The 18,386-nt window shown below is 66.8% G+C and carries 20 protein-coding genes and 1 tRNA gene; 4 read left to right on the forward strand and 17 right to left on the reverse strand.

Going from position 1 to position 18,386, the window contains the following annotated elements; translation table 11 throughout:
- Positions 1-173: 173 nt before the first annotated feature.
- Complete coding sequence (locus tag C6V83_RS16665; RefSeq protein ID WP_105943351.1) at positions 174-1,172, reverse strand: alpha/beta hydrolase; 999 nt, start codon at positions 1,170-1,172, stop codon at positions 174-176.
- 275 nt (positions 1,173-1,447) lie between these two features.
- On the opposite strand from C6V83_RS16665, the gene C6V83_RS16670 reads away from it, so the two are divergent.
- Positions 1,448-1,933 carry a TIGR04338 family metallohydrolase gene (locus C6V83_RS16670; RefSeq protein WP_105943352.1) on the forward strand — a complete coding sequence of 162 codons (486 nt, stop codon included), beginning with the start codon at positions 1,448-1,450 and terminating at the stop codon, positions 1,931-1,933.
- A gap of 50 nt (positions 1,934-1,983) precedes the next feature.
- Here the strand turns inward: C6V83_RS16670 and C6V83_RS16675 are convergent, their stop codons facing one another.
- Together C6V83_RS16675 and C6V83_RS16680 are read right to left on the reverse strand one after the other, a co-directional pair.
- Entirely contained in the window at positions 1,984-2,808 is an 825-nt protein-coding gene (locus C6V83_RS16675; protein ID WP_105943353.1) for a DUF2786 domain-containing protein, read from the reverse strand.
- Between the two features lie 117 nt (positions 2,809-2,925).
- Complete coding sequence (locus C6V83_RS16680) at positions 2,926-3,879, reverse strand: L-lactate dehydrogenase (protein WP_105943354.1); 954 nt, start codon at positions 3,877-3,879, stop codon at positions 2,926-2,928.
- 445 nt (positions 3,880-4,324) lie between these two features.
- Between C6V83_RS16680 and C6V83_RS16685 the strand changes: the two genes are divergently transcribed.
- The gene (locus tag C6V83_RS16685; RefSeq protein WP_105943355.1) at positions 4,325-5,296 is read left to right on the forward strand and encodes a type IV toxin-antitoxin system AbiEi family antitoxin domain-containing protein; all 972 of its coding nucleotides are present in this window, start codon (positions 4,325-4,327) and stop codon (positions 5,294-5,296) included.
- Between the two features lie 285 nt (positions 5,297-5,581).
- Here C6V83_RS16685 and rplA read toward each other — a convergent pair whose 3' ends face one another.
- The 12 genes from rplA to C6V83_RS16745 all read right to left on the reverse strand — a co-directional run bounded on the left by rplA (position 5,582) and on the right by C6V83_RS16745 (position 15,574).
- Positions 5,582-6,298, reverse strand: coding sequence for a 50S ribosomal protein L1 (gene rplA / locus C6V83_RS16690; protein ID WP_105943356.1), 717 nt, complete (start codon positions 6,296-6,298; stop codon positions 5,582-5,584).
- A gap of 183 nt (positions 6,299-6,481) precedes the next feature.
- Complete coding sequence (gene rplK, locus C6V83_RS16695) at positions 6,482-6,916, reverse strand: 50S ribosomal protein L11 (protein ID WP_105943357.1); 435 nt, start codon at positions 6,914-6,916, stop codon at positions 6,482-6,484.
- A 105-nt stretch (positions 6,917-7,021) separates the two neighbouring features.
- Positions 7,022-7,834 (reverse strand): transcription termination/antitermination protein NusG, encoded by an 813-nt coding sequence (gene nusG / locus C6V83_RS16700; RefSeq protein WP_105943358.1) that lies wholly within the window; start codon positions 7,832-7,834, stop codon positions 7,022-7,024.
- A 70-nt stretch (positions 7,835-7,904) separates the two neighbouring features.
- A complete protein-coding gene (gene secE / locus C6V83_RS16705; RefSeq protein ID WP_105943359.1) occupies positions 7,905-8,306 on the reverse strand; it encodes a preprotein translocase subunit SecE in 402 nt (133 codons plus the stop codon).
- Positions 8,307-8,383: 77 nt separating this feature from the next.
- Positions 8,384-8,456: transfer RNA gene (locus tag C6V83_RS16710), tRNA-Trp, on the reverse strand.
- 162 nt (positions 8,457-8,618) lie between these two features.
- Positions 8,619-8,891 (reverse strand): hypothetical protein, encoded by a 273-nt coding sequence (locus tag C6V83_RS16715; RefSeq protein WP_105943360.1) that lies wholly within the window; start codon positions 8,889-8,891, stop codon positions 8,619-8,621.
- On the reverse strand, positions 8,888-9,148 hold the full coding sequence (locus tag C6V83_RS16720) for a hypothetical protein (protein ID WP_105943361.1): 261 nt from the start codon (positions 9,146-9,148) through the stop codon (positions 8,888-8,890). Before C6V83_RS16720 ends, C6V83_RS16715 begins: the two co-directional genes overlap by 4 nt.
- Positions 9,149-9,212: 64 nt before the next feature.
- Positions 9,213-9,704, reverse strand: coding sequence for a hypothetical protein (locus C6V83_RS16725; RefSeq protein WP_159067549.1), 492 nt, complete (start codon positions 9,702-9,704; stop codon positions 9,213-9,215).
- Positions 9,705-9,712: 8 nt separating this feature from the next.
- Positions 9,713-12,349, reverse strand: coding sequence for an FtsK/SpoIIIE domain-containing protein (locus C6V83_RS16730; protein ID WP_105943363.1), 2,637 nt, complete (start codon positions 12,347-12,349; stop codon positions 9,713-9,715).
- A 10-nt stretch (positions 12,350-12,359) separates the two neighbouring features.
- Entirely contained in the window at positions 12,360-12,872 is a 513-nt protein-coding gene (locus tag C6V83_RS16735) for a hypothetical protein (RefSeq protein ID WP_105943364.1), read from the reverse strand.
- On the reverse strand, positions 12,869-14,386 hold the full coding sequence (locus C6V83_RS16740) for an Hsp70 family protein (protein ID WP_159067550.1): 1,518 nt from the start codon (positions 14,384-14,386) through the stop codon (positions 12,869-12,871). The genes C6V83_RS16735 and C6V83_RS16740 overlap by 4 nt, the downstream gene beginning before the upstream one ends.
- Before the next feature lie 66 nt (positions 14,387-14,452).
- Positions 14,453-15,574, reverse strand: coding sequence for a J domain-containing protein (locus tag C6V83_RS16745; protein ID WP_159067551.1), 1,122 nt, complete (start codon positions 15,572-15,574; stop codon positions 14,453-14,455).
- 216 nt (positions 15,575-15,790) lie between these two features.
- Here C6V83_RS16745 and C6V83_RS16750 point away from each other — a divergent pair, with 216 nt between their 5' ends.
- Together C6V83_RS16750 and C6V83_RS16755 are read left to right on the forward strand one after the other, a co-directional pair.
- Positions 15,791-16,360 (forward strand): hypothetical protein, encoded by a 570-nt coding sequence (locus tag C6V83_RS16750; protein WP_105943367.1) that lies wholly within the window; start codon positions 15,791-15,793, stop codon positions 16,358-16,360.
- A gap of 7 nt (positions 16,361-16,367) precedes the next feature.
- Positions 16,368-17,255 (forward strand): hypothetical protein, encoded by an 888-nt coding sequence (locus tag C6V83_RS16755; protein WP_105943368.1) that lies wholly within the window; start codon positions 16,368-16,370, stop codon positions 17,253-17,255.
- Between the two features lie 21 nt (positions 17,256-17,276).
- On the opposite strand, the gene C6V83_RS16760 is transcribed toward C6V83_RS16755, so the two are convergent.
- Together C6V83_RS16760 and C6V83_RS16765 are read right to left on the reverse strand one after the other, a co-directional pair.
- Positions 17,277-17,531, reverse strand: a complete 255-nt coding sequence (locus tag C6V83_RS16760) for a hypothetical protein (RefSeq protein ID WP_105943369.1) — start codon at positions 17,529-17,531, stop codon at positions 17,277-17,279.
- Positions 17,532-17,566: 35 nt separating this feature from the next.
- Positions 17,567-18,382, reverse strand: a complete 816-nt coding sequence (locus tag C6V83_RS16765) for a toxin glutamine deamidase domain-containing protein (RefSeq protein ID WP_234353780.1) — start codon at positions 18,380-18,382, stop codon at positions 17,567-17,569.
- Between the last annotated feature and the right edge of the window lie 4 nt (positions 18,383-18,386).

An 18,386-nucleotide genomic window follows, 5' to 3' on the forward strand; every position in this document is an offset into this window, starting at 1 on the left:
GGAGTGAGTCCGCGTATCGAGACCAACGGAGTGAGTCCGCGTATCGAGACCAACGCAGTGAGCCGCGTATCGAGACCAACGCAGTGAGCCGCGTATCGAGACCAACGGAGTGAGTCCGCGTATCGAGACCAACGGAGTGCGCCGCGTATCCGGACCAGCGCGACAGGTCGGCGTCAGCCGGCGATCTCCTCGCCGGCGGCTTCGCCAGCGGCAGCGCGCGCCTGGAACTGTTTGACGGCGAAGTTCGCCATCGCCCGGATCGCCATCCGCGACTCCGGAAGCACCTCGATGAAGGCCTGGAACACGTGTACCGCGCCACGGTAGATCTCCAGGCGGACCGGTACGCCGGCCGCGGCCAGGCCGGCGGCGAAGTCCTCGGCGTCGACCCGCAGCATCTCGTGGGATCCCACCTGGATCAGCGTCGGCGGCAGGCCCGTCAGCTCGACGTCGAGCGGGGCGACGGCGTCGCCGGCCGGCTCGGACTCCCGGATCATCCGGTCGAACTGGGTGAACGCCAGGTGCGGGAACAGCGGGTCTGCGGTGCGGTACGCGCCTTCCCGGCGGCGCGAGGGAGTCGGGTCGATCAGCGGGTTCTCCAGGATCAGGGCGGCCGGCAGCTCCATGCCCGCGTCCCGGAGGGCGATCGCGGTCATCGCGGTGAGGAAGCCGCCCGCCGAATCCCCGGCGATCGCGATCTGTCCCGGAGCGAAGCCCCGGTCGAGCAGCCACCGGTAGCCGTCGAGGCAGTCCTGGACGGACACCGACGGCGGATGTTCTGGCATCTTGCGATACTCGACGGCCAGCACGTGAGCGTGCGCCGCGGCGCCGATGGAGCCGGCCAGCCGGCGATGCGAGGCGATGCCGCCGACGATGAACGCGCCGCCGTGCAGATACAGGACTGCGCGGTCGCCGCGGCTGCCCTCCGGGATCTGCAGTTCGGCCTTGCAGTGCGGCAGTTCCACCGGTTCACGGAAGTTTCCGGGAAGCGGCGGCACCACCTTTCCGGCGACGTCGTCGAACAGCCCGTAGGGCCAGTCCAGTTCCGGCTTCCGCGACCACGCAGCGATCACCGGATAGGCGCTCAGCCGCAGACCCAGCCAGGAGAGCCTGCTGCGGAAGCTGCGGGTGTAGTACTCCACACGTTCGACCTTCACCGGTCGGGGTGCACTCATCGCTGCGCTCCTCCATCGTTCCGCCCGCCGGGTGGCGGGCCACTTCCAGCCTAGGACCTGCAGACTCCGGCGTCCGGGACGACTCGCGAAGGTCACGAACCGGCCCGGACGTTAGGCTGGACACCTGGACGCGTCTCCGGTGACGCCCGCAGCGCGCACCCATCACAAGTGTCCCGGTCAGCAGCGACGAGCAGGAACGGCGGTACCGCGATGGCGTACGAACCCGAGCCCACCTCGGCGTTCGACGGTCCGGCACACCTCGACGGCGAACGACGATGAGCGCCGCCGCCGTCTACGAGGCCGAACAGCTGTGGTCGGCGGTCCTGGACCGTGGCGGGCCCGTGGAGTTCCACGGCTCACACCTCCACCTGCCAGTACAGAAGCGGTTCGCCGACATCGCCTCGGTCCAGCGTTATGTCGACGACGTGCTGGCGAGGGAATCCACTCGCACCGAGTTCCCGAACGCGGGTCCGGTCACGGTGCGCGAGCGTCGCGGACAAACCAGAGCCCACTACGAGCCGGCCACCGCGACGATCGCCGTCCCCCTGATCGACAGGTCGTTCGGCCGGGAGAGTGTGGTGTTGCACGAGCTGGCGCACCACCTGTCGGTGAGCAACGGACTGAGTGCCGACCGGACCGGCACACGGTGGCACGGCGTGGAGTTCCGGGAGACGCTACTCGGCCTGGTCAGCGAGGTTCTGGGCGCGCAGGCGGCACTGCTCCTGCGGGCCGGTTACCACTCGTCGGGCGTCCGGCGGTAGCGCCGGCCTCCGAGCCCCCAGGGCGTCGTCTGCTCACCGGCTTCCGCTCGTCATCCCTCCAGAGCTCCACGCGGTGCTCCGAACTCGCGATCGGCGCCGATCTTGGCCCGTCGCCCGGCCCGATCGCCGGCGCGGCGAGCCGCCTGCGAATAGCCCGCCGTCGCACTGCTGGGCCGCCACGTGCCGCGCGCCGTCGACGCGGTCTTGTAGTAGTCGGCCACCTCGAGATCCTTGTGCCGCAGGGCCAGGGCCGTCGATGAAGCCGGCGAGCCGCCGTCCTCGCGGATCGCCTCGGCACGCTGCTGGTCGCGGGCTTCGGCGAGCCGGGCGCCGATCCGCTCGGCGAACGCCGACTGGAAGTTCAAGCGCGCGGTGATCGGCGAGAGCGCCTTCTCCTCGACCACCCGCCGCCGCCACGGACCGTGGTTCCGGGTCACCACGCGTCGGGCCGTCTCCGATTTGTACGCGCCGGACTTCAGATACGCGTCGCTCGCGGCGACCATCTGCACCACCAGCGACGCGTAGAGCGCCTCCACCGCGTCGATGTCCGAGGCGAACCCGTAGGCGAGCACATAGGTGGAGTTCGAGGCGACGTCGACGGTCAGATCGTTGGCGCGGCCGATCGCCACGAACAACTGGACGTAGGTCCGCAGCCCCCGCTTGCCGGCGGCACCGATCTCGATGCGCCGCGTGACGGGCGTCGACCTGCGCTTGAGCGCCGGATCGTGGTCGCGGGCGACAGCCAGATCGATCGACGACGCCGTAGCCAGTCGCTGGGCGGCGGCGAGGAAGGCCTGCGCCTCATGCTCGTTGTCCGTGCCCTCGGCCTGTCGCAGGAGTCCGGCGATCCGGGTGAGGAGCTTGTCGTCGCGCATGCCACAACGGTAGCTGCGCCCTTCGGTGCCCGGCGGACCGCTGTCCACAGCCCGGCCGGGTCCGGAGCCGGGCCTGTGGACAACGCTCCGCAGCCACGGGCGCGTCCACGCTGCGGCCTACAACCCGAACCGCTGCTGCATCTCCCGGAGGGTCTGCGCCGACGCGCGCAGCCCGGCGAGCTCGTCGGCCGACACCGCGATGGGAAGACTCCGCCCCACCCCGTTCCGGTCGACCAGCGAGGGCAACGACAGACAGACGTCCCCGATGCCGTGGAAGTCGTCGAGGAGCGAGGAGACCGGAAGGACGCGATGCTCGTCGTTCAGGATCGCCTCGGCGATGCGCGCCGAGGCCAGACCGATCGCGTAGTTGGTCGCGCCCTTGCCCTGGATGATCCGGTAAGCCGAGCCCACCACCTCCCGGTGGATGCGGTCCCGGGCGGCCGCGTCGAGCAGCGCCCCGCCGCCGAGCGGCTCCCAGTCGAGCAAGGGCACGCCGCCGATCGTCGCCGACGACCACAGCGGGATCTCGGAGTCGCCGTGCTCGCCGGCGATGTACGCGTGGACGTTCTGGACCGCGACGCCGCAGTGTTCGGAGAGCAGGAAGCGCAGCCGCGACGAGTCGAGCACGGTTCCGGATCCGAGGAGCTGATTGGCCGGCAGGCCGGTGAACTTCAGCGCGGCGTAGGTGATCACGTCGACCGGATTGGTCACCATGACGAATCGGGCGTGCGGGGCCGCCTCGACGATGGGCGGCAGAGCGGTGCGGGTCAGCTCGACGGTGGCCTCGGCCAGTTCCAGCCGGGTCTGTCCCGGCTTCTGCTTGGCGCCGGCAGTGAAGATCACCACGTCCGAGTCCGCGCAGACGGACGGATCCGAACCGCCGATCACCTGTGCCCGGGAGACGAACTCCAGGCCGTGTGACAGGTCGAGCACCTCGGCGTCGACCTTCTCCTGGTTCACGTCCATCAGCGCGACGGTCCGAGCGACCCCGCGGATGAGCGCCGCGTAGGCGATCGACGTGCCGACCGCTCCCGCGCCGACGATGCTCAGTTTGCTCCCCACAGGTTCCATACGACGACGCTAGCCTCGGCAGGCGCGCCGCGTGGGAAGTGCGGCCGAACGCCGGTAGACGACGAGGCCACGAGGAGGGGTGTCCTTGTGGCCTCGCCTCTTCACGTCTGCCGGTCCCGCCCGATTCCCGATCGGGACCGCCTCGTCTGCTCCAGGGTCAGAAGCTGAAGAACCAGGGATTCCAGTGCCCGAAGGGCGATCGACACCCGCCGACCGTGAGTACGCCCTTCGCGACAGCCGGAGGATCGCCGCGACGACCGACCACAGAAGCGGCACTTCTGACTGCCGCTTCCGGCCCCGGGTGTCGCGCCTGCCGGTCGAGTGTCGCGACTGCCGGTTTCCGTCGTCGGGACTCGTGGCGCCGTCGGAGAGGGCTCAGTCCCGTGCTGGCGCTCCCGTCTGGCAGAAGATGGAACCGAGCAGGGTGTCGGCGCGTCCAATAGACATGTGGAACTTTGACGAGCGCGGACTCCTGCGTCGTCGGCGCGCGCTCGACGACGGTATACGACAGCGCGAACTGGACGACGCCCTCGCCGAGGGCGAATTGATCGCCGTCGGCCGCGGCGTGTACATCCCGAAGAGTGCCGTGGAAGGCCGGCCCGCATACCTCCAGAAGCAGATCCGGTACCGCGCCTGGTGCGTGGCGGCCGCGACCCGTGGGCGCGACGACGGCTCCGGCGCCGAGGGAGCCGACCGCATCCTGAGTCACCAGTCGGCTGCGGCCCTTCACGGACTCAGCCTGCTCGAGCCCGACCGCCGCTCGGTGCACGTCACCGGCCGCCGGGCCGCCGGCGGCGCCGTTAAAGGGCGCGCCACCGTGTTCCACACCGGACCGCTCCCCGAGGACGACGTCGTCACCGTCGACGGACTGCAGGTGACCAGCCTGGCGCGGACCGCGGCCGACGTGGCGCTGTCGTCGAGCTTCCCACAAGCGCTCGCCGTATTCGACGCGGCCCGCAAACGAGGGGTCGACCCGGAGACCCTGACAGAGCGTTTGGAAAGACCCCGGCGCGGCATCGCACGAGCTCGACGCGCCCTGCGCCACTCGAACCCGCTCGCTGCCAACCCCGGCGAGTCGTGGTGCCGGGCCCAGATCATCGAGGCCGGACTTCCGACCCCGGTGCTGCAGAAGCGGTACGACCTGCACGACGGCTCGGTCGCCTACGTCGACCACGACTTCGACGGCGAGCTGGTCCTGGAGTTCGACGGAATCTGCAAGTACAGCGGCGAGTACCTTGGCGCCGGGCAGGCTCCGGCCGACATCGTCGTCGCTGAGAAGCGTCGCGAAGACGGACTGCGCGAACTAGGGCTCGACGTGATCCGCGCCGTCTGGAGCGACCTGCGCAGAAGACAGCTGATCCCGGTCCTCCGCCGACATCTGGATGCGCGTGGATTCCAGATCCCGGGCTTGCCCTGACCGGGCCTCCTCCGTCCGCCCGGGCCGCTCGCGACACCCGTCCGCGACATCCGGCCACAGGAGCGACACACCTAACTGTCGCTTCCTCGGCCAGTCGTCGCGCCGTCCGGACGGTTGTCGCGAGGAACGGAGCAGTCAGAGAGCCGACGGGATCAGCAGCGGGGCCGTGGAAAGGCCCGGAGCAGAGAGCGAACGAACAGATACCACGACGAGGGGCACCGCCGGTTCGGCAGTGCCCCTCGTGGTTGCTCTGGGAGCGGGTCGCTGCTCAGCAGCGGCGGCAGATCAGGCCTGCGCAGCCTCGGTGAAGTTGCGCGAGACGGCCGGATCGACAGGGATACCCGGACCGGTGGTGGTCGAGACGGTGACCTTCTTGACGTACCGGCCCTTGGCCGCCGACGGCTTCGCACGCATGATCTCGTCGTACGCGGCGCCGTAGTTCTCGGCCAGCTGCTCCGGCGAGAACGAGGCCTTGCCGATCACGAAGTGCAGGTTGGCGGCCTTGTCGACGCGGAAGTTGATCTTGCCGCCCTTGATGTCGTTGACTGCCTTGGTCACATCGGTGGTGACAGTGCCGGTCTTGGGGTTCGGCATCAGGCCGCGCGGGCCCAGGACACGCGCGATGCGGCCGACCTTGGCCATCTGGTCCGGGGTCGCGATGGCGGCGTCGAAATCGAGCCAGCCGCCCTGGATCTTCTCGATCAGGTCTTCGGCGCCGACCTCGTCGGCACCCGCGGCGACGGCCTCGGTGGCCTTGTCGCCGGCGGCGAAGACGATCACCTTGGCGGTCTTGCCGGTGCCGTGCGGCAGGTTGACGGTGCCGCGCACCATCTGATCGGCCTTGCGCGGGTCGACGCCCAGGCGGACGGCGACCTCGACGGTCGAATCGGTGTTCTTCGAGGAGGTCTCCTTCGCGAGGGTCACAGCCTCCAGCGGGCTGTACAGCGCGTCGCGATCGACCTTCTCGGCGGCGGCCTGGTAGGCCTTGCTCTTCTTGCTCATGTGCTCTGTTCCTTCTTCTCGATCGCGGCGGATCGGGAGTGAGTGGTTAGTGGGCCGAGCGCGGCCCTCCCACGGGGTTTGGTTCGGTGTCGACTCGCTGCGCGGGTCGTGAGCCTGCGTGGCTGAGCGTGCGACGACAACGCGGTCGAAGAGGGCTCAACCAACGAGGCAACCGCCGAAGTGTCAGCCCTCGACGGTGATGCCCATCGAGCGCGCGGTGCCGGCGATGATCTTCGCGGCGGCGTCGATGTCGTTGGCGTTCAGGTCTTCCTGCTTGGTCTTGGCGATCTCCTTGACCTGGTCCATGGTGACCTTGCCGACCTTCTGCGTGTGCGGCACGCCCGAGCCCTTCTGCAGGCCTGCGGCCTTCAGGAGCAGCTTCGCGGCGGGCGGAGTCTTCAGCTTGAAGTCGAACGAGCGGTCTTCGTACACGAAGATCTCGACCGGCACGACGTTGCCGCGCTGGTTCTCGGTCGCGGCATTGTACGCCTTGCAGAACTCCATGATGTTCACGCCGTGCTGACCAAGCGCCGGACCCACGGGCGGCGCCGGGTTGGCCGCGCCCGCCTGAATCTGGAGCTTGATGATCCCGGCGATCTTCTTCTTCTTGGGAGGCATCTCTCTTTGTCCTTTTTCTTACAGATCCGCGCACGCTGGATACGCGGAAGTCTTTGTGCGTGGTGGACGGCCCAGGGCCGCCCGGCGTCCTCTCGGACCGCCCGGCTAGAGCTTCTCCACCTGGTTGAAGCCCAGCTCGACCGGGGTCTCGCGACCGAAGATCGAGACCAGGACCTTGACCTTGCGCTGCTCGGTGTTGACCTCGCTGATCGACGCGGGCAGCGTGGCGAACGGGCCGTCCATGACGGTGACCGACTCCCCGACCTCGAAGTCGACCTCGACCAGGTTGGACGCGGCTGCGGCTGCTGCCTCGACGCTCTCGCCGACGGCGGCGGCCGCCTTGGCAGCGGCGGCCTTGCGGACCTCGGCGCGCGGCAGCAAGAACTGCAGCACTTCCTTGATCGACAGGGCGGTGGGCCCGTTGGTGCCGACGAAGCCGGTCACGCCCGGGGTGTTGCGCACCGCGCCCCACGAGGCGTCGTTGAGCTCCATGCGCACCAGGATGTAGCCGGGCAGCACCTTGCGGTTGACCTTCTTGGGCTGGCCGTTCTTGATCTCGGTGACCTCTTCGGACGGCACGACGACCTCGAAGATGAAATCACCCACATCGAGGTTCTGCACGCGCGTCTCGAGGTTGGCCTTCACCTTGTTCTCGTAGCCGGCGTACGAATGGATCACGTACCAGTCGCCGGGCTGGCGGCGCAGTTCGCGCTTCTTGGCCTCGATCGGGTCTTCCTCGACCTCGTCGACGACCTCGACGGCTTCCTCAGCCTCGACAGCCACCTCGGCTTCGCCGAGCTCAGCGGCCTCGGGAGCGTCGGCATCGACCGACGCAGACTCCGCTACGACGTCGGCCGCGGCCTCCGCCGTCGCGTCACCGGTCTCCGGCGATTCGATCTCGTTCTCCGGGGTGCTCATCGCAGCCCACGCTCCTTCACTGCCTGTTCATTCACTTGCTCGGCCGGGCTGCGCCCGACCGCGGGCCGACTCAGCCGAACACCGCGAGCATCAGCTTGGCGAATCCGATGTCCAGGCCCGCGATAATCGCGGTGACCAGGGACACGAACACCAGCACGCCGATGCTGTAGACGACCATCTCACGCCGGGTCGGCCAGATGACCTTCTTCAGTTCGCCGACCACCTGGGTCAGGAAGACCCAGATCCGGACGAATGGGTTCCTGCTGTCGGTCCCGGCCTCTTCGGCGTCGACGTCTACCCCGCCGGCCTTGGCCGGCTTGGTCCGGCCGTCCGCGGTCCGACGCTCGCGCGCGCGCCGCTTGCCCTGGGGCTTCAGCTCGTCGGCTTCGATCACGTCGACGTCGATACCGGTGTCGTCGCCGGTCGTCGCCTCCGCGTCGTCCTTCGGAGCCTTGCGATCACGCTTGGCCACCTGCTCACCGATCCCTTCGTCTGCCTAAGCCTCCGCCGGAGGCCGTCCCCGGGCCGCATGGCCGGAGACGCCGGGTGCAGGGGCGACAGGACTTGAACCTGCAACCTGCGGTTTTGGAGACCGCTGCTCTGCCAGTTGAGCTACGCCCCTTTGCGTCGGACCCGAGTCCGGCACGGTGTCGAGCCTAACAACACCAACGCGCCACCCTATGGGCAGCGCGCAAGCCTAGGTAAACCCTCGACTCACCTAGTGTAGACGACGCCATGCTACTGCCCAAACCCGCTGGCATACGGGGTCTGATGCCCGGTCACCTCATAAGCTCTGCGCGTAACCGGCGACTCGAGCAGCTGTCGTCTTCAGCGCTTCTATCGCCTGATCAGTCAGATGCCGAGCATGCTGCAAAGTCTCCACCATCTTGATGTCGACCTGTTGCGTGCTTCCCCCCACGGTGGCGGTGACCTCACCGACAACCGGCCGGTAGGCGGTCGCCACCTCTTCCAAAACCCGCGCGGTGGATTGCAGTTGCTCTGCGGCCTGTATCAGCGCGTCCCGGGTTCGAGCAAGGTCCGGGGCCGCTTCGGTCACAGCGAGCGGCCGTAGTTCTGAGCGGTCTGCGCGGCGGCTTCAAGCGCCTGCACCGCTTCTCCGACCTTCGCACGCGCCGCCTGAATCGTCTGGATCACTTCCTGATCCTTACGCTGCGCACTCCCGCCGATCGTCTGCTGGACCGTGTTGACCTGCTGGGAGAACTTGCTGTTGAACGCGGAAAGATTACTGCCGGTCGACTTCGCCTCGCGACCGATATCTTCGATCGTCTGCTTGAGCTGTCCGAGTTGCGACATGGTGATCTCCTATACTATCTCTGAGTTTGCTGCGGGTATTGCGGGGCCGTCCGCACAGGGGCAATCACAGGACGGCGACGAGCACAATGAGCAGCACCACCGCAATCACCGCGACGATAGCGATGATCTTGCCGTTGCCGCTGGGAGCGGGCACGACGGGGGCTGGCGCAGGTACAGGTGCGGGTGCGGCTCGGGCGAGTCGGTCGAGGGTGCGGAGCAGGGACTGTACATTCACCGCGGCCTGCGTAGCCCACGCTTCGACCTCACCGGCTGCGCGGTCCACCTGCCCGAGGTTCTGTGCGCGAGGCACTGCATCGGCAATTCGCGGAGCCGAGGTCCGCAGGTCAACAAACAGCTTCCCGAGCGATTCGTCGGCCGCGGCGACGTTCCGTTCCGATGTCCCAAACTTGCGTTTCTCGGCTTCCTGTCCAGCATCGAAGCGCGCGATCGCCTCGGACCGCGTCTGGTCGGCACGGCTCATGGCCTGAGCTCGTCTCGATTCGACCGACGCCAGCGCGGTGATCGCCTCGGCGTACTCACGGTAGTCGGCGGACAACTCTGCACTCATCGTCGACCTCCCGGCGCAGCGAACGGAACCAGCAATTCAACTCGCGAACCAGCACCCCTGTCCATGAACAGGACGCGCTGATCCGATATCGGCGGCTTGACCATCGCGCCGCAGATGTCCTGAACATCGCCCCGCGAGGCGCCGCAGAGCACATTCGCCCGGATCCCCCGGTATTCGAAGCCCACATGTTTGCGCAGCTTGGCCACCGACTGCCACCAGCCGAGGACGGTCACCTGCCGCTGACCGGCGAGTTCAAGGAACAGCTGCAGCTTGTCCGTCGGCTGAATGAACGTTGCCGGATCGGGCTCCTCGAGGTTCACCATGGAGTCCATACCGAAGAACAGAACCAGATCTGGAACCGATTCGTCGTCGCTCTGCACCTCGTCGGCGAGTTGCCCGAGACGAGACGGCGCCTCAGCTCTGCTGACGGTCTCGATAGTGGTGCCACCCGCGCGCAACTGGTCCAGCAACGCTGTCATCACCGGATACCCCACCGGATCGATCCCGGCACCGTCGAACAGCACCACCTTGCGGAGGTTCGGCAGCGAACGCACCGCTGCGGCGATCACCAGCGACGCCAGTCCGGCATCGGGGCCGACCGCGGCGACGGCCTGCGAGACGGCACGACGCAGAGTGATGGTCCGCACCGATTCGGTCACCGAGATGGGACTGCCCAGCACCATTTCGCCCGGCGCTGCGACATAGCGGGGAGGCAGCTCGGCCAGCGAACGCGCCCGGAAAACACGGCACGGCCGGCCGGTGTCACCCTGGCTCCACATCTGCTGCCGGATCCGCTGCAGATATTTCTCGTCAGCGTATGCGGCGACGCCCTTGACATTGGCCCCGACCTCGCCGAGCGAGTCGTTGGTCACTACTTCGCCCCGCTCACGGAGGTCCGCAGCCGCCCTGTTGCCGGTCGAGAGGATCGCGGCCGATTCCGAGGGCGTGTTCTTCAGCGAGATTCGATTGTGGAACTGCGAGAAGATCGCATCGCTCCGGGCTGCCAGGCCCCTGATACCGGTGATCGTCTGTGAGGAGAGGACGAGGTGAACACCGTAGCTGCGGCCTGTGCGCGCGATGCTCTCCAGCAGTCTGGCCGCGCGATCCACGGTGTCGTCGTCGCCTTCGAAGAGTCGCTGGAACTCGTCGACAACCACTAGAATGCGGGGCAGCGAATTGCCCTTCTCACGGAACTCGGTCAGGCTCGTGGCTCCGGTCTCGCGGAAGGCGTCGCCGCGCGCGCGCAGCTGATCGGTCACCCACTCCAATGCGGCCAGCCCGAAGTCGACATCGAACTCGAGGCCCATCGCCCGCAGGTGCGGCAGACCGTTGCGGCCGCGGGCATCCGGCCCGAGACGAGCGAACTCCACGCCGTCCTTGAAATCCAGGAGCACCATCTCGAGATCGGTCGGCGCGTACTTCGACGCAAGCGAGTGGATCAGGACCAGGAGAAGATTGGACTTACCCTGACCGACGGCACCGCCGATCAGCGCATTAGGCATTGGCGGGTTCGCGCTGCGCAGCCGAACCGTGAGTGGATGGCGGCCGACCAGACCGATCGTCGCTTCGATACCCTCGTCACCGGGATCGATCCAGCCCTCTTCCAGCAACGGATCGTTGATCTGCGGAAAGTGCACGATCGGCGCAGTACTCGCCTTAGGCACCTTGGCTAGGTGCTCGGCGAGCCGGAGAAGTCGCTCGGCTTCCGGCACCGGATCCTGACTGAATCCGACGCCCGGTACGGCCGAGGTGGTCGACCGGCGGCCGTTGAGTTTGATCTCGACCATGCCGGAATCCAGCATCGGCCCGGTCGTCCGGCTGATCACCGCGACACCGCGGCCGCGGCCCACCGAGACCAACTGAGCGAGCCGCTTACTCGCCTTTTCACTGAGATCTTCCGTCGAGGTCAGCACCAGGATCTGCAACGGCTTCGCCAGCCGCCCGGTGCCTATGAAACCATCGAGGTAATTGTCGAAACCCTCCGCGGCCAGTTCATCGACCACCGAACGCACGTGATCAACGAGGTCGTCGAGCACCGGTTCCAGATCTTCACTGTTCCAGACGGTCGGCCGGATCGAGGACGGTGCGACGCGCTTGATCTCAGCAAGGCTACCCATCTCGACCTTGAGGGACGGGTCGTACACGGTCAGATTCACCCCGGCTGGACCGAGCGCATAGAGCAGACGCATCGCGACCAACTGCGCAAACGGGCCAAACTCGGCGAGCGGCGTGTCAACCGACCAGCCCGACACGTTCAGCAGCGGCACCAACGCCGGCACACCCTCGCTGTCGAAGCTCCCAATTCGCACCGCGCAACCCAACCGCTGCGCGGGGAGCTCCGGGACAAGCCACTCCGGGCTCGCGGGGTCGAGCGCAAGAAAGCCCGGAGCCTGCAGTTCGACAGCTCGCAGGGCAATGGCTCGGGCGGTGTCGGACACCTCGATCGCACGCGCCTCGATACCCTTGCGGTTCCGCAGCAAGTTCTTATCTTCGTCCTCGACGACCTGGGCACGGCGCCGACCGCTTCGATCCCGCCACTGCTCACGCAGGGCGCCGATCGACGCGCGGAGCTCGGCCACCACCCGCTGACGCTGCTCGGCCTCGGTCACCAGTGCAGCAAGCTGCGCGTGCACCTGATCAACGCTAATCGGTGCCAATGCCGTCACCTGTCTGCTCCGGCATGCGCAGCACTTCGACGCGGGCCGGCAGCAATGGAATCCCGTTGCGCTCGAATCCCGGCCGGATCACCCGGGTCACGATTCGCCGCGGTCCCTCGCCGGAGGCCGCGATCACCTCGTGCCGCACCGAGTCGAAGTCGCCCGGCGTGTCGACGACCACGACGTCGAGCGATTCGATCGCGGCATTCAGCTCATCGCGGACCGATTCCAGGAAGGCCTCCCCGCCACGGTGCAACACTTCCGAGTCGATTCGCTCCGCGAGGAGGCCGATCGCCGAGAGGAAAGGCTTGAGGTTTCGCCCCGACAACTCTGCCTCGAGGGCGGCGTTCCTCTCCTGGAGTTCACGGATCGACGCCTGCGCACCACGATCCTCGAGCAGGCGACGGCGAAAGAGGTCGGTGAGTTGGGTCAGCCGTTCGTCGACCGACTCGAGAGTCACCTCGCTGCGGCCATCGGAAACACCCCCGTCGGCGCTCACTGGAAGTCCAGACTGGCCAGGGCGTCGCGCATCCGGTCGACTTCACCCTGATCGACCGCGCCGGGTCGCTCCACCTCGAACTCACCCAGCCGATTGTTGTCCACGAGATCGATCACTTCGACGTGCATCATGCCGTCGATGTCGCAGGAATAGATCACCTCGACCGGCGACTGCTGCGGGTGCGGCGGAATCTTCAGATGCGAATCACCGAGGTCCTCGACATAGCGCAGATCAGTACCGTCACCGACGGTGACCTGGACATGGAGGTCCGTCTGATTGTCAGCCGTGGTGAAGAACGTCCGGCGCACCTGACACGGAATATGGGTGTTCGCCTCGATGATGACTGTGTTCGCTAAGAATCCCTGCTCGTTGAGCGACTTGACGCCGAGCGAGTGGGAGGTGACGTCGTGCAGGACGATCGGTGCAGCGGAGGCGGTCTGCTGCTGGGCGCCCTGTCGCTGTACCCCGTTCACGTCGGCGGCCACCGCTGCCCCGAGTGCCACCGCCTCATCCGGGTGCACAGTCTGGTCGGGCTCCTGCCCCATCAGCTCGGTGAGCATCCGCTTGACCATCGGCATCCGTGTCGAGCCACCGACCAGCAGCACCTTGTCGACCTGCGCTTTGGTGATGCCCGCCGCGTCGAGCACATCGAGGGTGATGTCCTCCGTGGTGGCCAGGAGCGACGAGGCCAGCTGCTCGAACTTCTCCCGGGTGAGGACCAGCTTGACATTCTGCCCGCCGGAGCTGATGAAGATCGGCGCCTTGTCGACCTGGCTGAGCTTGTGCTTGGCCTGCTCGCAACGATCACGCAGCTGCGCCTGCATCTCGAGGGTGTCCTCGACCGGAGTCCCGGTTTGGGCCTCGAATTCGCTTGTCGCCCAGTTGATGATCAGGTTGTCGAAGTCGAAACCGCCGAGCTGCGAATCACCTTCGTGCGCCAGGATGTCGAAGGTGCTGCCGTTGGCTACCCGCACGACGGTCACGTCGAAGGTTCCGCCACCGAGGTCATACACCAGCATGGTGCCGGTGAAGCCACGGGTTACCCCGTAACTCATCGCCGCAGCCACCGGTTCGTTGATCACTTGGAGCACCTCGAGGCCGGCCATCTCGCCCGCCTGCTTGGTGGCGTTTCGCTGTCCGTCCTTGAAATACGCGGGCACAGTGATCACCACGGAGGAGATGTCCTCGCCGAGCACCTCACTCGCATCCTTGACCAGCTGCCGCAGGATGATCGCCGACACCGCGACCGCGCTGTACTGCTCGGTGTCCCCGTGGAACGCCCACGTCGGGTTACCCATCTGCCGTTTGACGAACTCGATGATGTCACCCGGCGCCATCACCCGTTGCTGCTTGGCCTCCTGTCCGACGAGCACCTCACCGGTAGATTCCAGCATCACGACGGAGGGAGTCGTCGCCTGCCCCATGTTGTTGCGGATTATCTCCGGCTGGCCGCCCACACCGATGGTGGCGATGGCCGAGTAGGTGGTGCCGAGGTCGATGCCGATCGGACGCATGGAGAAGCCTTTCAGTGACGTGGTGGTCGAGAGTGCCGCTGAGAACTGAACCAACCGGATGGTCACTCAGTCGAAGAGACGCGAATTGACCTTCCAGTTGGGCACCCAGGTCAAGAAGAAGACGCCGACACCGACCCCGATACAGATCAGGAACCAGAGAAATCCACCGCCAGTACCGGTCGACGCGCCGACGATGCCAAGGAGGAACAACACGAACATGATGAAGCAGGCGGTGATCGCCGACGCGACCGGGCCACGGTACCGCGCCTGACCGAACGGCACATGGAAGCGTTTGGTCCCCATCCGGGCGAGGTACTCGTCCAGCTGCGTCACACCCTGGACCACCTCCGGCGGCGGGTTCTGCAGCGTCTTGGCCTTGTCGCAGTAGGACCGCATCTCATCGAGTTCTGCCTGCGCAGCGACGACGTAGGAGTCCTCGTTCCTCAGGCTCGGAATCTGCTCGGCGCAATCGATAAGGGCCATACCGAGGTAGAAGTTCGCGGTCTGGTCACCCGGGTTCCGGGCGTAGACCGGCTCCAGCACGCCCAGCGCTTCCCGCGGCTTGCCGAGGTCGAGCAGGATTGAACCGATGGAAAGCTGGTACGTCGCCTCCGTCGGATCGATCGTCGATGCGACCTGGTACTCGCGGATCGCCTGGTCGTAACGACCGAGGTTCTCCGCAACGAAGCCGAGGTGGAAATGATAGGTCGGATTGTTCGTTTCGAGGTTCGTCGCCTGCTGCGCCTCGTAGATCGCATCCTCATAGCGCTCCAGGCCAGCATTCGCACGCGAACGAATCCACCAGCTCTCCGCACTGTTACCCATCTGCTGGGTCGCCTCACGCGCCGCATACGCCGCGGAATGGTAGTCGCCGATCCCGAGAAAGTGGTTGGCCTGCTTCAGCCAGTCACCGCCGTGGTTGGTGGTGTCGACCGCTTTCGGAGCCTCGACGCCTTCACGCTGCAGCTGGGCGTCGTACGCTTGCCGCTGCTGCGGATCGGTCAGTACCGCACGCGCCTCATTGATCTGCGCGACGCGCAGCTCGGCCTCCTGACGTACGGCGATGTCAGAAGATTCGGTGCGCTTGCGCCACTCGCGGCTGACTTTGCGAACGGCTTCCGTGATCTGCTCGTCCGTGGCACCCATCTGAATGCCCAGAACCTTGTAGTAATCGACCTTGACTGCCAACGGCTCGCTGCTCCTCATCCGTGCGACCCACCGTCGCAATTCGTGTAGCAGCCTATTGCACTTGCCGGGCGGACGACCTTCCAATGTCGTGCCGACCTGGCAGTTCACGGCGCGGATTCATCCAAATGGCGGACACCACTGTTGCCGATCAGACCGAGCCGACCGAAGTAGGCTCGGTGGCGTCACAGTCCACCAGTCCGGAGGAGTTCGCTCACCATGTCGCTTCACGTGGTCACCGCAGTCGGCGAGTACCTCGGCCGACTGCCCTTTCACGACACCACCCGCACAGATGAGTTCGCGTCGGTCTTTATGGCAGGTGGTCGACTGATCGCGGTCGAGGACGATCAGTCCTCGCTACTTCAGTTCTGCCAGAACATTCGCGCACTCGACGAAGTCGACCAGTTTCTCGCCGACAACGGCATCGCTAAATCCTGTTTCACCGAAATGACCACCCAGGGAATCCTCGCGACCGGACCGGCCGAGACCGCGTTCAGCTGGCTCGGTGATTGCACGCTGGTTCCGGCGGGGCGGAGTCTGGGATTCACCGACGACGGCCTGCTCCTCCTGTCCCCGCAGGACGACGTCCTGCAGGTCTCCCCGGCCTACTACTGGTTGTGGACATACTCGCGCACCGGGAGATCACTCGCGGCCGTGTACCGGTTCCTCACCGGTGACGCGGCGATCGGCGACGCGGCCGCCGCCTCAGTGGAAGAACTGTCCCAGGCCGTCATGCACATGCTGTCGTACAACATGGGTCGTCTCGACCGGCCTCGGCCAGCCGAGTAGGCAGACCATGAACCCCGATGCGAACACGGATGGCGTCCCGACGATCCCCAAGGCAGATCGGGTCGGCTATCGGACCGCGCGCCACTCCGCGTACAGCGCCACCGTCCGATCCTGGGTCGACGGTGCGAGCGGTGTCGCCAGCACCTTCGGAGTAGGCGAGGAGATACTCTCCGCAGCCACCGAGTTCACGAAAGCCGCAGTGAGCGACGACACCGCGAAGCAGTTGGCTGGCGTACTCGGCGGCACCGAAGTCGTCCGAAAGTTCTTCGATTTCTCGGGCGCCGCCCTCAGCCTCGGCAGCGACCTCCAGTCGATCGGCTCCGCCGTCCGCGGAGAAGCCGGCAGCCCCGGCGAGAAGTTCGCGGCCGGCGCCGCAGCCAGTTCATCGCTACTGAAGCACCTCGGCACGTTGACAGTGGTCGGCGGCCAAGGCGCGGCAGCGATCGGGCTCGTCGGATCCGCACTCCCGTTCATCGGCGCGGGCGTCCTGATCGGTATCGCTGGGGCATTTGCGGCACAGGCTGCCGCGAAGAAGGCACACCGGGAATCTCGCGCCACCGCCGCGGAGAAGCGTGCCACCCAGCACGCCCAGGCTGGCGGGGCCGGCGTCCGGGTGATGGTCGGCGGAGGTGGCAGTCAGCTCCAGCAGCTGCGGATGAACGTGGAATCGCTGGCGGCGGCTTTCCGGAAGGTGCGCAGCGACCTCGAGTCGACCGAGCGGACCGAGGTCGGCCCCAAGAGCACTGCGATTCGGGCGCTCATCGGTGGCAGTTCCGATCCGAAATACGCGGCGGCACTCGAAGGCATCGCCGGGGCGATCCAGTCTATGCGGGCGACGCAACAGCGCCTGAGCGTCTCCGAAGCGGCGCTCAGGAACGTCGCGCAGAACCTCTGACGGGATCAGACTCGCACTGCGTCAGACCGCGGGGAGAGCGCTCCGGCGGCCCTTCCGGAACTCTTCGATCGCCCGGTGCGGAGGAATCGACGACGCCGCGAACAGGGCGGTCTTGTCTGGTGCGACGATCAGGCAGCCCCCGCCCCGCAGCTGCGGATGAATGCACACCGCGTCGTCATCGAGCGCGGTGACGTTGAACTCCGCGTCGGGGATCTTGGTGCGCAAGATCGCGATACCGTAGTCGGCCAGTTCTTGCTGAGCGGCGGTGAGACTCACCCCGGGCTCCTCTCTCGGATCGATCCTTGTCGGGTTCACGGTGCCACGTCAGCCGGGTTGAGCGATGCATCCCAGACGACTGCATCCGGCTCATCCGGCGGCCAGGGGCTGCGGACTCCGGTCTGGGCGTCCAGCACCCAGACGTCCTGGCCGTCGTAATACGCATTGAACCAGTGCCCATCACCGGTGGACCTGTCGACGCCGACGACGCAATGGGAACCGGCTCCGGCCGCACGCAGCGAGGCCTCGACCTGCGCAGGGGTCGCCGGTGTCTGCGGGAGACTCGTGGCCGCTTCCATCTGGGGCGTGGTCAATGTCGTTCCACCCGGCGCGGCCCGCACCGGCGCACCATTGAGCGTGTCGAACAGGATCGACGAGGTGTGGCCGCAGTTCGTCCGGAACGCATCGTCGAAGCTGTACGGGTCGAAGTTGGGGTTGATCGCCGCCAGCGCGCCATCGATCTGCTCCATATCTAAACCACTGGTCGGGACGGCTCCCCCAGTTCCGGCTCCCCCAGCGGCAGCCACACCGGCTCCGCCGGCGGTCGCCCCGCGACTCGGGGGGCCGCCCATTCCGCCGGACCCTGCACCGATCTGGCTGCGCGCATAGCTCGTACCGGCTGCGGAAGCCGCGCCGAGCGACCCCTCGGCCGCACGCGCCTTGCGACTCGCATCGGCCACCATGGCCACGGCATCACGTACCGGAGCCCCGCTGTCGGAGATCGCCCGGTTCAACTCCTGGAGCGCCCGATCAAGCTGTGTGTTCGCCGCCCGCAGCTCGGCCGACCGCTGGTCGATCGTCGAGCAGGTGTCCAGCAGCCGCGTACACACTTCCTGCAATTCACTCGCCACTGCC

This window comes from Gordonia iterans, assembly GCF_002993285.1.
In the GTDB taxonomy this organism is placed as follows: Bacteria; Actinomycetota; Actinomycetes; order Mycobacteriales; family Mycobacteriaceae; genus Gordonia; species Gordonia iterans.

Bases quoted from the DNA above. Each gene is read 5' to 3' on its own strand.
- C6V83_RS16755 (WP_105943368.1), top strand. From the start codon at position 16,368: ATGAACCCCGATGCGAACACGGATGGCGTCCCGACGATCCCCAAGGCA.
- C6V83_RS16750 (WP_105943367.1), top strand. From the start codon at position 15,791: ATGTCGCTTCACGTGGTCACCGCAGTCGGCGAGTACCTCGGCCGACTG.
- rplA (WP_105943356.1), bottom strand. From the start codon at position 6,298: ATGAGCAAGAAGAGCAAGGCCTACCAGGCCGCCGCCGAGAAGGTCGAT.
- C6V83_RS16685 (WP_105943355.1), top strand. From the start codon at position 4,325: ATGTGGAACTTTGACGAGCGCGGACTCCTGCGTCGTCGGCGCGCGCTC.
- C6V83_RS16720 (WP_105943361.1), bottom strand. From the start codon at position 9,148: ATGTCGCAACTCGGACAGCTCAAGCAGACGATCGAAGATATCGGTCGC.
- C6V83_RS16740 (WP_159067550.1), bottom strand. From the start codon at position 14,386: ATGCGTCCGATCGGCATCGACCTCGGCACCACCTACTCGGCCATCGCC.
- C6V83_RS16675 (WP_105943353.1), bottom strand. From the start codon at position 2,808: ATGCGCGACGACAAGCTCCTCACCCGGATCGCCGGACTCCTGCGACAG.
- nusG (WP_105943358.1), bottom strand. From the start codon at position 7,834: ATGAGCACCCCGGAGAACGAGATCGAATCGCCGGAGACCGGTGACGCG.
- C6V83_RS16680 (WP_105943354.1), bottom strand. From the start codon at position 3,879: ATGGAACCTGTGGGGAGCAAACTGAGCATCGTCGGCGCGGGAGCGGTC.
- C6V83_RS16665 (WP_105943351.1), bottom strand. From the start codon at position 1,172: ATGAGTGCACCCCGACCGGTGAAGGTCGAACGTGTGGAGTACTACACC.
- C6V83_RS16670 (WP_105943352.1), top strand. From the start codon at position 1,448: ATGAGCGCCGCCGCCGTCTACGAGGCCGAACAGCTGTGGTCGGCGGTC.
- rplK (WP_105943357.1), bottom strand. From the start codon at position 6,916: ATGCCTCCCAAGAAGAAGAAGATCGCCGGGATCATCAAGCTCCAGATT.